8 protein-coding genes are annotated in these 12,351 nt (G+C 60.9%); 6 read left to right on the forward strand and 2 right to left on the reverse strand.

What is annotated here, in order from left to right; all coding sequences use genetic code 11:
• Positions 1 to 173 precede the first annotated feature (173 nt).
• Positions 174 to 326 carry a chlorophyll a/b-binding protein gene (locus ACVW0C_RS08390; RefSeq protein ID WP_011429120.1) on the reverse strand — a complete coding sequence of 51 codons (153 nt, stop codon included), beginning with the start codon at positions 324 to 326 and terminating at the stop codon, positions 174 to 176.
• A 116-nt stretch (positions 327 to 442) separates the two neighbouring features.
• Positions 443 to 1,327 carry a penicillin-binding transpeptidase domain-containing protein gene (locus tag ACVW0C_RS08395; RefSeq protein WP_457384897.1) on the reverse strand — a complete coding sequence of 295 codons (885 nt, stop codon included), beginning with the start codon at positions 1,325 to 1,327 and terminating at the stop codon, positions 443 to 445.
• 119 nt (positions 1,328 to 1,446) lie between these two features.
• On the opposite strand from ACVW0C_RS08395, the gene ACVW0C_RS08400 reads away from it, so the two are divergent.
• The 6 genes from ACVW0C_RS08400 (at position 1,447) to ACVW0C_RS08425 (ending at position 12,343) form a co-directional block, all read left to right on the forward strand.
• Positions 1,447 to 1,671: a photosystem I reaction center subunit IV gene (locus ACVW0C_RS08400; protein ID WP_011432873.1), complete on the forward strand. Its 225-nt coding sequence runs from the start codon at positions 1,447 to 1,449 to the stop codon at positions 1,669 to 1,671.
• A gap of 46 nt (positions 1,672 to 1,717) precedes the next feature.
• The gene (locus tag ACVW0C_RS08405; protein WP_414342749.1) at positions 1,718 to 2,587 is read left to right on the forward strand and encodes a DNA-formamidopyrimidine glycosylase; all 870 of its coding nucleotides are present in this window, start codon (positions 1,718 to 1,720) and stop codon (positions 2,585 to 2,587) included.
• Positions 2,588 to 2,648: 61 nt separating this feature from the next.
• Positions 2,649 to 3,251, forward strand: coding sequence for a pentapeptide repeat-containing protein (locus ACVW0C_RS08410; protein WP_457384898.1), 603 nt, complete (start codon positions 2,649 to 2,651; stop codon positions 3,249 to 3,251).
• Positions 3,252 to 3,356: 105 nt separating this feature from the next.
• Positions 3,357 to 3,953 carry a response regulator gene (locus ACVW0C_RS08415; protein ID WP_457384899.1) on the forward strand — a complete coding sequence of 199 codons (597 nt, stop codon included), beginning with the start codon at positions 3,357 to 3,359 and terminating at the stop codon, positions 3,951 to 3,953.
• A gap of 140 nt (positions 3,954 to 4,093) precedes the next feature.
• Positions 4,094 to 11,512, forward strand: coding sequence for a hormogonium polysaccharide biosynthesis protein HpsA (hpsA, locus tag ACVW0C_RS08420; RefSeq protein WP_457384900.1), 7,419 nt, complete (start codon positions 4,094 to 4,096; stop codon positions 11,510 to 11,512).
• Between the two features lie 63 nt (positions 11,513 to 11,575).
• Positions 11,576 to 12,343 carry a prepilin-type N-terminal cleavage/methylation domain-containing protein gene (locus ACVW0C_RS08425; RefSeq protein ID WP_457384901.1) on the forward strand — a complete coding sequence of 256 codons (768 nt, stop codon included), beginning with the start codon at positions 11,576 to 11,578 and terminating at the stop codon, positions 12,341 to 12,343.
• Positions 12,344 to 12,351 lie beyond the last annotated feature (8 nt).

The following is a 12,351-nucleotide window of genomic DNA, read 5'->3' on the forward strand; positions in this document are numbered from 1 at the left end:
CGCCTGAAATTCCGAAACTTAGCTGTCCTCTGGGTCAGCTAGGGATTGGGATAAAGCCCGCACCCTGCGCATAGCGCGGGTGTCGGGTAGTTTACGCTTCCTGCTCAATACAATAAAGGGCCTGCAAGCCAGCAGACCCAAGGAAAAGCCAAAAGGCGGTAAGTTGAGGTCTCTTAGATCAGGCCCAGCCAGGAAGCAACGCCTTGGCCCGTCACCGCTTCGATGACAATGGCCAACACGAAGCCAATCATGGCAGCCCGACCGTTGAGGCGCTCTGCATACTCATTAAAGCCAAACTTGGGCTCAGACAAATTGGGATTAGACATGAGAACCTCCAGGGTAAATGGGAACGACAGGGAGTGGGATCCGTAAAGAACGAAAACGAGAACGGCACTTGACCTTCAGTATAGTTTGCATTTCTTCATGATCGCAAGCAAGGTGGTCACCCGCTGCCAATGGCGGCGATGATCTGCCGCGCCAGGGGAATGGCCGCCTCATAGGCTTTGCCCTGATGCAGGTGCAGCACCAGCGTCCAGTTGGGATCCGGCAGGGGCCAAAAGGCCAGCAACCAGGCTTGAAAATCTTCTGCCCAGAGAATTGGTCGTCCTCGTCGTTGAGGATTGAGGATGGTGCCAGACTTGGCTGCCACTGGGATCCCTTCTGGGGCAATGCCGCGACAGGTGCCCGCTGTTGCCGCCAGGCTCATGCCAGCATGGAGAGCCTCCCAAATCCACTCCGGTAAAGAGAGGGCAGGCAGAGAGACCTCGCCAGAAAGGGGTACACCTCGGCGGGCAATCACGCCCCCATAAACCAACAGCTCCCAGGGATCCACCGGCCCAGCCAGACCGGTCGCCAAGAGCGGAGCCGGAGTTGTATTCTGCACACTCCCTAGGCCGAAGCGCCGCAGCCACTCCACCAGGGTATCGGCCCCCAGCTCCCAGCCCAACTGGTAAAAATGCACGTTGCAAGAGTGGGCCAGGGCCTGGCGCAAGTTCAAAGCCCCATGGCCGCGGGGATCCCAGCAGGGTAGGCGGCCCAACCCCAGTTGCGGCGGCGGATCCCACCAACCCGGACAGTGGATCAAGCGCTCCCCAGAGCTGATCCCAGTCTGCAGAGCAGCGGCGGCAACGGCGCATTTGACGGTTGAGCCAGGGCTGGCCCTGATTCTGGAAGCCTGCTCCGGCTGCCAAACCCTTGTTAAACGACCGGTGTTCAGGTTGAGGACGGCAGCAAAATCGCGCGGATGGGGCAGCCCTGCAGATTTCCCCTGCAAGCCCCAGGTCAAAGCAGAACCCAACAGCCAGGCTCCACAGGTGCGACGGTTCATCTGCTGTCGGCCCCGAAAACCCAGGAAGACACGGGCGGATCCCTGTTACAAAAATTCGGAAATCGCAGCCTTCTCACGGACTAGGGTAATCTGAGTTCAGGTCAATGGAGATAACCCTCATGGCAATTCAGCGTGGTGCCAAAGTCCGTGTGCTGCGGAAAGAATCCTACTGGTACCGGGATGTGGGAACGGTTGCGGCGGTGGATACCAGCGGCATTCTCTACCCGGTGATCGTCCGCTTTGACAAGATCAACTACTACAACATCAACACCAACAACTTCCGCGAAGATGAACTGGAAGTGTTGGAAGCTCCCAAAGCCAAGGCCAAAGCTGCGGCCAGCTAAGCCAAAGTTCTGATGCCGGGGACTGTGTTCTTGAGCAAGTCGTTCTGTGCCTGAACTGCCGGAAGTTGAAACAGTTCGGCAAGATTTGCAACGCCTCACCTTGGGGCCGCGGATACTTGCGGTGGAGGTGCTCCTGGCCCGCACCATTGCCTACCCTGCAGGGGAGATGTTTGGGCGGAGCTTGATTGGCACCCGTTTTACCCAGTGGCAGCGGCGAGGAAAGTATCTCCTGGGATCCCTGGATTCGAGAGCTGTTCTGGGCGTGCATCTGCGCATGACCGGGCAGTTGCTCTGGGTGCAGGGATCCACCCCTTTATCAGCTCACACTCGTGTTCGTTTGGCCTTCGAGGAAGGGTGGGACTTGCGCTTTGTGGATCAGCGCACCTTTGGCCAGATGTGGCTGGTGCCTGCCGGTGTTGAGCTGGAGGCGGTGATCCCCACCCTGCAGACTTTGGGGCCGGAGCCCTTTTCGCCAGCTTTTTCTGAGGCCTATTTCCAGGCTGCCCTGCAGAAGAGCCGCCGTCTTATTAAAACCGCGCTGCTGGATCAATCGCTGGTAGCCGGGGTGGGCAACATTTACGCCGACGAAGCCCTGTTTCTGAGCGGCATTCACCCTTTGACGCCAGCAGTTCAGCTTTCGGATGTGGCCAAGGCACGCCTGCGAGAAGCTTTGATCGAGGTGTTACGGGCCGGGCTGGAGCAGCGGGGCACCACCTTGCGGGATTACCGGGATCTGCGTGGGCTCAACGGCAACTATCAAGGGCAAGCGTGGGTGTACGGTCGGGAAGGGGATCCCTGTCGCCTCTGTGGCACCCCAATTCAGCGGATGAAGCTGGCAGGTCGGTCGGCCCACTTTTGCCCCCACTGCCAGCCACTCAAAACCCCCCTCTCCCTTGGGGAGAGGGGTTGGGGGTGAGGGGGAGCGCTTGGGCTCCGGAGCAGCTACCATCGCCAGTGCAGGGGATCCGGTGAAAAGAATGGCATGGCTCCGGTTCACAAAGCTCTGGGGTGGGGCGAGTTTGCTCGGCTGGGTGGTCTTCCCAGGGGCTTCGGCCTTTGCCCAACTGGAGTTGGATGCCCAACTGGGCCGCTCCCAAATTGTTTTTCCCAGCAAAGATTGCCCCGCCTGCGACCTGACGGGGGCAGAACTGCCGGGAGCTGACCTCAGGGGGGCCAACCTAAAAGAAGCGATCCTCAGACAGGCCAATCTCCAAGCTGCCGACCTCTCCCAAGCGATCCTCAACTTGGCCGATTTGAGAGGGGCCAACCTGAGCGGCTCGGATCAAGCGGGGGCCTTCTTGTGGGAAGCCGATCTGGCGCAGGCCAACCTGCAGCAGACAGATCTGACGGGTGCCAATCTGCAGGTGGCCAACTTAAGCGGGGCCGACTTGCGTCGAGCCATCCTCACCGGCGCCGACCTCACAGGGGCCAAGTTACACAATGCCGATCTGCGGGGGGCCGACCTGCGAGGCGCTTTTCTGGAGGGGGCGGATCTGACCGGCGCCCTGTACAATGCCCAAACCCGGCTGGATCCCACCTTTGACCCCCAGGCCCGCGGCATGGTCTTGGTGAAGCCATAACCCCCCTCTCCCCAAGGGAGAGGGGCTGGGGGTGAGGGCGCTTTATTTGGGATCCCCCCTTTGGGCAGATTAAAACCAGCACCCCCTCGGCTGGGATCCCCTGCCATGACTTCCCCTGTCCGCGTTCTCATTGCCGACGATCATCCCCTCTTCCGGCTGGGGCTGAAGTTTGCCCTGCAAGCCCAAGGATTTGAGGTGGTGGCCGAAGCCGAGACGGGATCCCAGGCCGTCAACTGTTGTCGCAGTTGTGCCGTCGATGTGGCCATTTTGGATGTGCGCATGCCGGATGGGGATGGGATCGCCGCCTGCCAGCAAATCACCGAGCTGGGCCTGCCGGTGGTGGTGGTGATGATGACCACCTTTCAGGAGCCGGGTCTGATTGAGGCAGCCCGCCGCGCCGGGGCCAAAGGCTACCTTTCCAAAGAGACCGACCCGGCGGAATTGGCCCGCGTCATCCGTCAGATTTTGTCCAACCCCGAACGAGACTGGCTGCCTGCCCGACAGGAGCTGCCCAAGCTCACCCCCCGCGAGCTGTGTGTGCTGCAACTGATGAAAGAGGGCTTGGCCAACAAACAGATCGCCCGCCGTCTGGGCCTGAGCATCGAAACCGTCAAAGAATACGCCAGCACCGCCTACCGCAAGCTGGATGCCAGCGACCGCGTCACCGCCCTGCTCAAAGCACAGCAACTGGGGATCTTGTGAATTGGAGAAAGGGCTTGGGGATTCCCCCCAGAGGTGGGGATTTGCGGCGGCCATGATCACCGCCATACTGTTGCTAGCTTGGCATCTTGACAGGGATCCCCTGGGTGCTGCCTTCCCCTTCACGTTGTCCGAGATACGGTATGTCTGCTCCTTCCACGCTGCTGCTCAAGCTCACCCTGCGCTTGCTCGCCTCTTTGAAAGCACGGGTGGATCGGCGCAAGATTCGCGAGCGGGGCTTCGTCCTGCCGGTGGCTGTTTTGATCGTGCTGGTCTTGAGCTTGGTGACGGTGGGGCTGCTGACCCGCTCTACCCAGCGCACCATCCAAACCCAGGTGGAACGGGCGGAGCTGACCATCAGCCGGCAACTGAATGCTGCCATCGACCGGGCCAGGGCCAAGATCGACAACCTGATTCGGGATCGCCGCCTGCCCGCAAGCAACCCCACCGATGCCCAATTGGTTGAGGCTTTGATTAACGATGGGGCGGGAGAGCTGATCCCGCGGGATGAGAACGATCCCTACATCCTCCCCGATGAAACCCAGTTCGTAATTACAACCAACATCGAGGTAGAGGATCCCAACAACCCCGGGCAAACCCTGCCCGTGCCGGTGCGGGCGCCGGCCTGGTGGTTTTTGGTGGACACCGACAACAACGGCGTCAACGACTCCGTAACTGCCTACACCATTCTCAACACCCGTCGGGCCGGCGGCAGGGACTTTGAGGACAGCCGGCTAACGGATACGGAGCGGGCGCGGCGCCTGATGATCCGCAGTGGCCCCCTGCAGGGCTCGGCCTTGGCTGGCTGCAACGATAACCCCCTTCAGCAGACGATCAACCCCAACGTGGGAGACTGGTTCCAGGTGGGATCGGCGCTGTACAAGCCTTTCCAGGTCTTCGCGGTCACCTTGCCCATTCAAGGGGCCGACTCCACCACCCGCGCCATTTCGGCTTTGCAATTCCAGCAGGATCGGAAGCGGGATCTGCTGAACAAGTGGGGGGCCTTCAGCCGCGGCGACCTAGAGTTTTTCTTCACTCCCGGCTACAACTGGAACGGCGCCATCTACGCCGGCGGCAGCCTCTTTTTCCGCTATGCCCCCAACAACTTGTTCCGGGCTTTCGCCATCAGCTCGGAGGAATCCTGCTTCTACATGCCTGCAGATAACTCGGAGATTACGGCCTTCGGGGAGCTGGTGGCAGGAGCCATTGGCTACGCCGGCCAGCAGGTGAGCGATACTCTGATTTTCGATGTTCACTCTGGCGAGCAAAACAAAGCGCCAGAGGTGCTGGCTCGGTTGAACAACCAAAATTTTGACTCGGTGCAGAACCAGGTAGAGCCAGAAAATGTGGCGCTGGATCCGCTGGAGCTACAGCTTTTTGGCCGCATTCGCACCCGCGGATCCTATGCCCAAGATGCAGCAGGATGGGCAGATTCTCCTCTCAACGCCAAAAAGAGGGAGAACCCTGGCCGGATTAAAGCAGGCGGCTTTCGGTCCGACCAGACCTGCCCGCCCTACGTGGACGATGTGTATCGGGCCGACAACCGCTTTGGCCCCAAGGCCAGCTATGATCGTCCACCGGTCGAACCTAACCAGGCAAGGGGCTGCGATGTGGACACCTTTGCTCAGAGGTTTGGTGTCGGTGCCGGTGGCCCGATTCCTCCTAATGCCAGGAACAACCAGAATGAGTCTTTGACCGAGGACAACCCACCCCCAGGCGCCCTTTCCGAGGTGGGCTTGGATGGCTATTGGGAGCGGCGGGCCCGTGTGGAAGGTCTGCGGGTGATCGTGGGCCAGCGGCTGGAACTAACCCGCACCGATTCTTTGCCTTTGCCTCTGGTGCCGCCCGGGGATCCCAACGATCCCACCAAGTTGCAGCCCATTTTCATCAGCAACGAGGCGCGGCAACGCCTGACGCTGCGGGACAACCCGGCAGCGGTGCAGGCCACGGCTGTTTACCACTACAGCCACCAAGATGGGCGTTTCCCCATCGCCTGCCTGGCCACGGTGGCCCACCCCGGCACTCCTTGGAGCTTGCAGCGGGCTTCCACGTTCCCTGCCGGCGACCAAGCCAGCCAACTGGGCATCAACTTCTTCACCGGCGAGGGCACCAATGTCTGGGAATATGACCCTGCGCCCATGCGTGAGCGGCTGCGTCCTGGGACGCCCCTGTGGACAGCTTTGACGAACCTGGCCAATTTTGCCGGCGATCCTGACGGGGCCTATCCACCCAGGCAAGAAGCGGGCCGCATTCACCCGGATCCGTTTATCACTGCCTTTGGCAACTTCTCAGAGCTGCGGCGGGTGATCGATACCGTTAACCGAGGTACCCCCGTTAGCCAACTGAGCCTAGCCGACCAGACCACGCTGCAAACGGCAGGCTGCATGTTGGGCATGCTGGCCGACAACATTCTGCGCATCGAGGAGGCTGCCCGTCAGCAAGGTGGCGGCAGTAGCAGCATCGGGGGCGGTGGTTCTGGTGGCACCAGCTCTGGATCTGGGAGCTCGTCCCCAGTTCTCGGCAGCCTCTGGAACGACATTCAAGCCAGCCGTGCCGGGAACCGAGAGGCGGCCAATCGGTTTTATCTGCCGCTGCGCTACATCTTCCCGACCACCAGTTTCAACCAGACGGATACCCTGGAAACGGAGCGGCGCAGCGCTTACTCCTTCCTTCCGAGCACAGTCAGCTATCAGGCTGTAACCAACTTAAACGAGGTTGCTCTGGAGCCCCGTTCTGGAATTGGCAACTGGGCTTTGCCCTATGCCCCAGCCAATTGCACTGCTGCTGGCCCCAATAGCAACCAATTTGATCTCATTCGGATTGGCAACCAGTGCTACCGCGTGCCCTTCAAAGATTCCGTCTTTTACGATGGCCGCGAGGCGATGGCAGTGCGGGCCCTCAACATCGACCTGGCCCTGCTGACCAACAACGTCAACGGACAGAACAACGGGTTGATCAACAGAGATACTTGGCTGCCTGCCGGCATTGGCGAGAACCGAGAAGGGGGGATTTTCTACGCCTTCCGGGAAGATGCCGTGCGGGAAGATGCCATTGCCCGCCCACCCTTGGACACTTTTAATGGCTACCTAACCAGATGGCGCAACGCAAACGCCCGCGGCACTTTGGGCAGCGCTGGCGTTATGAACGCCGGTCAGCCGAATCGAGGCACGGCCAATGGCCAAACGGTCTGGGATCCCCCTGTTTCCGATGCCGGACTTAGCCCTAAGCCGGTGGACTACTACGCGGATCCGGATCGGCGGCCCTACGGCTTCCGGCTGCGCAACGGGGCGGTGCTGGCCCGCGGCGGGTTCAACCCTGATGACGCGATTTTTGGCCTCTCCTTCATTTCCGACAACCCCGTTTATATCCAAGGGGACTTTAACCTGCATCAGACGAAGAGCGGCGAGCCCCTGGAGGAGTTTACCACTCACCTTGCCTTCGGAGCAGACGGTCTTTACAGCAACTTCTACGGGCGGCGGCGATCCGGATCCAATGAAGACCGGGAAGACCGGCGCTTTGCCCGGGCGGCGGAGGATCTCTGGCGGCCGAGCGACGTGTTGGGCGACTCGGTGAACATCCTCTCTGCCGATTTCTGCGATGGCAGCATTGATGATGCCTTTGTCCAGGATGGCACCCTCAATGGCGGCGGCGTTAACTACAACCCCGGGCAGGACTACAACGGTGGGCGGGCATCAGCCCCTCGGCGGTGGGATTACTACGGCTGTCTCAGGGGTGAGAAGGACAGGGATAACCTGGGATTCAACACCTCCTTCCTCAACCAAGCGCTGGTGATCCGAGGCAACAACTGGCCGGCTCCGGATCCCAACAGAGATGGTGCTGGGGTTCTGCGCTTTGACAACACGAACGGGGCCCAGAACCTGGGTGACAATACCAACCAACCGGGTTGGCCGGATGTGTTTGCCCGCGACACCATCTTTGCCCGCCGCAACAGTACCGATGCCAGCTCCGGTCAAGCTGACCGAACCGCAGGGCTGGGCGTGCCCGAAGTGCGGCTCTTGCGGGCACCCGATACGGGCTATGCCAACTTTGGGGTGCGCATCTCGGCTTTGGGCAACCCGGTGCTGGATACCTCCCGCTGGCTGCTGGTGGCTCCGCTGGGACCCTGCCCGGATCCCGGCGGCTCTGGGTTGCTGGCCGAGTACTACAACGGCTGGCTCAGCAGCCCGCAGAACCGGTACAACCGCAACACAGGGTTTGACACCAGCGGAGCCGTAGGCCTCCTGTCTTCGAGCGCTCAAGATGCCAACCTGCCCTACCTGCGGGCGGTGCGCTGGCCGGATCCGGTGTTCCCGGCGCAAGGAGTACCTGACGCCATTGGTCAGTTTAACAGCAGCGTTACCACCAATAACGGGTTTACCAGCGGTGCTCACACTTGCCCCACGACCAACTTGGGCAGCGCCAACAACGACCAACGCTGGGCCTGTGTGCGAGATGCCATCAATAATCCGAGCAACCTAGCCCCCTTTGCCCGCAGCGGTAGCGGTTTCCCTGGGTGGGGAGGCTTCCAGTACTTTTTTGGCAGCAGCGATAACAGCATAGACTCGCGCTCCCCCTTCAAACGGCGGCTGTACAACAATCCCCCCAGCTGCAACGGCTCTTTGTCTGACATCCTGCAGCCCCTCTGCAGTTTGTCACTACCGCCTCCGCCTGGCAACCCCGATTGGCGGGATCGCGGCGATTGGTTCTGGATGCCCAGTTGTGGGGAGCCCGATGGCAACAACAGCCTGCCGAACCGGCCCATCGACGCGGATGACCTCAACTTTCCAAGTCACTTCAACTTCCAGCGCTCCTGCTGGCGGCGCAGAAGTGGTGGGACAAACAGCGGCAACAACAACGGCAACGACTTTTTCGTGGTGCGCTGGGTAGGGGAGCTGTATCCCCGTTGGCCTGGCCTACAGAGCTACCGTCTCTTCAGCAACGATGGCGCGCGGCTGATCATTCGACGGCGGGACGGCTCCAGTGCCACTTTTGTCAACCATGGAGCCTTGAACGGAACTTCGCTCAGCCTAGGGCCCAATGCTGCGGGTGCCGAAGCCTGGCGGGATAGCGGCAGCAACGAGTTTGCCTTGAGATTGGAGCTGGAGTGCGCGGATCCATCCCAGCCCTCGCCCTACTTGGTGGAGATCCAGACCTACGAAAATACCGGCAGTGCCTCCCTGCGCTTTGCCACCCGCGATGGCAGCGATCTAGAAGACTACGACCTGCGGTACCTGAAGCCGCTGCCGCCGGTCAACAAGCCTTGCCAGCCGGATCGGAATAAACCTCTGTTACCCAACCAGAAGTACTGCGAAGCCCCTCTCAATTGCAATCCCATCTGGACAGACTGGAGTCCTGCATGTAGAACCGACATCTGTGTGGCCACCACCATCACCCAAACCAGAACGGCCACCTTGCCTGCCGGTTGCCCTGGCACTCCGCCAACGCCGCAAACTCGGACGATCCGCTGCGACCCTCAGTACAACTACGGGCCTTGGTCAGATTGGACGCCTCAGTGTACCCAGCAGCAGCGGTGTAGCGGCACCGACATCACCCAAGCCCGCAGCCGCACAGTAACCCCGCTCTGTCGCAGCCAAAGCCCCTTTGTCGAAACTGACCGCCGAACCTTCCCCTGCCGGCCTCCGGAGCCTACCTGCACCCCTACTACAGCCTGGACTCCTGCGTGCACGGTGGCCAACGGCGGCCTGCAGATAACTCAGAGCCGCACTGAGACCTGCACCTCGATTTGCGGGACCACCACCCGGCCGCAAACCCAAACGGTTCCTTGCCCGAAGACTTGCAACTACAGCGAGTGGAGCCCCTGGTCACCCCCAGATTGCAGCCAGGTTCGGGTTGCCTGCGGCCAAACTACAACGGTTACCCAAACTCGAACGCGCAACCTGATTGCCAGCACCAGCAGCCCCACCTGTCCAGAAACCGAGACGCAGACGCAAGATCTCACCTGCCAGGGGCCTCCCTGCGGGCCGAGCACTTTTGCTCCAGAAACTCCCTCCAAGAGCCCTCTGGGCGAGTGGATGGCGGCCAAGCCCAACACGGTGGAGCTGCGCCCCGTCTGGGAAATCCAAGCGGATCCGGAGCCGGAGACCATCAGCGTGAATACGGTGGCTGCGGCTCCTGCCGAGGGCGTAACCATTGCTCTGCAGCCGGAGCTTTCCCCGGTGCTGGAGGTGAAAGCCGGGGTGCCCAAGCTGCCCAAGTGGCCCAGCCCTGCTGAGGCTTTGCAAGCGGCCTTTAACTGGATGTTTGGCGAGCCAGCTTATGCCGCCCGCAATGGCCTGAAGGGCAACTTGCCCTCTCAGATTGCAAATCCTAGCAAGGAGCCTGGCATCCGCCCTGCTGAGAGGACCAGCTCCAAGATTTCTGGAAATCCGGGTAGCCCTGACTGGGCACGGCAATTGCGGCGGCAACTGCTCAACAAGAACGGAGAAATTCGCTGTGGCGATGAACAGGTCACTCCCTCAGACGGTGGCTTCTGGGTGCCCGGAGTGTTTCGCCCCAACTTCAACGACCGCTTCAAGTACACCGCCTACACCGGTGACAGCCGACCCAGCACTCTGCGTACCTCTCCTAAAGGTGCCGATCCTACCTTTGTTTTGGATCGGGATCCGCTGTTTGGGTTTGATTTGGATCCCAACAAGCCAGGGCTAGAGATCCAGCCCCAGATGGCGCTCAACCCCTACGCCCGCGTCAACAAAAATGCTGCGGCGCAGGGTTACACCCCCGCATCCAAGTACGCGGACGGCTACTACATCGATCACAGGGGGAGTGAAAACATCCGCAACGGCCTGTGCTTCTACGTCAAGCCCAACGGCAACACCATCCAGGTGCAAATCGACCGGGATGGCGGCGGTGGCAATAACCCTGAGTGGGTAGATGTGGAGCCGTTCACCCTGGACCTGAACGAGCCCACCACCGGCTTTGCCGGCAGCAACCCGGTGCTGGGGGTAATCCTGGATGAGGTGACCCGTCGGCCCATTCCCATTCCCGGCTTCCAAGAGCTGGCTTCAACCAATGTGAACCAGCGCCGCCGCAACGACGATGGCAGCCAAAACCGGCAGCTGCAGCCGGCCAGGGAAACGCGGGTGAATGCCATTGCCATCAGCGGCACCCTGCCCTCGCGGCTAGACCAAACTGCCGGCGGCATGCACAACTTCCTGCGCCTCAACGAGCTGTGGAGAAATACCAACCTCTTCTTCAGCGGCTCGATGATCCAGCTCAACTACAGCACCTATGCCACCGGCCCCTTCCTGCAGCACAGCTTTGAGCCACCCGATCTGGTAGCCGATCCAACCTTTGTGCGGGGCTACGACTACTACTACCCACCCAACCGCCGCTTCGGCTACGATGTGGGCCTGCAAATTGCCCGTCGTCCCAGCGCGGTGTCGGCTCGCTTCCAATTCCCCTCCAACGCGCGCACCGAGTTCCTGCGCGAGCTGGATCCACAGGATCCGTATGTGCGGCGGCTGCGCTGCGGGCTGCAAGCTCAGCCAGATGTGCCCCTGCAGGCGGCTGCTCGGATTGGAGGCTGCAACGAATTCGACTGATATTGACTTCCCATGCCAGGGGTAGATTCGAGGTAGGAGCAGAGTGGGCTAAGGGAGGGATCGATGAGCAAAGGACGGCTTTGGCGGCAGCAATTGGAAGCAGAAGGCTTCACGCTCATTGAGGTCTTGGCGTCGGTGGTCATTGTGGCTTTGGCCATGGCTGCCCTTGCTCCTGCCCTTACCTTGATCGCCTACCGGCGGGCCATGAGCGAGCGGGTGGAGCTGGCCAATCGCCTGGCCCAGGAGGAGGTGGATCGCATCCGCACCCTGGTGGATATCGAGCTGGCTGCTGCTCCAAGGGCTTTTCAGGATCCAGTTCGGTTGGCCCAACTGCCTATGGTAGGAGCCGACCCGCTGGCAGACACCCCACCCCCTGACGAAATGCCCGCCGATGCAAATGCCGGCAACTACATGCACAGAGACAAGTATTCTCTTCGCCTGGCCCAAGTTCAAGTGCCGGGGCGGAATCCGGAAGAGTACGTCATCCAAACCTTCCGCGACGAGGGGGCACCCTGCATCGACCGGCGCCAAAATGAGATCATCGCGGGAGTGCCCTGCAGCTTTCGCATGGGGGTGAGGGTTTACCACCGCTTTTCTTTCGACCCGCAGACTCGCCAAGCGCTGCCTGGATTGGGAACAGAGGTGGTTTCGGCCAACCAGAACTTGGCCAATGCCGATGTCTGGCTCTTTCCCATGGCCGCCTCGTTTGTAGAAGTCAACCCCGCCGCCAACTTGGGAGATGTTTGCCGGCAGATAGCCATCGCCAGAGGTGAGGATCCCGTCGAGAGGTGCCGGGCTTTCCCCCTGCCTACCAATCCTCCTCAAACCTGAGGTAGAGC

This window comes from Thermostichus sp. OS-CIW-26, assembly GCF_054058395.1.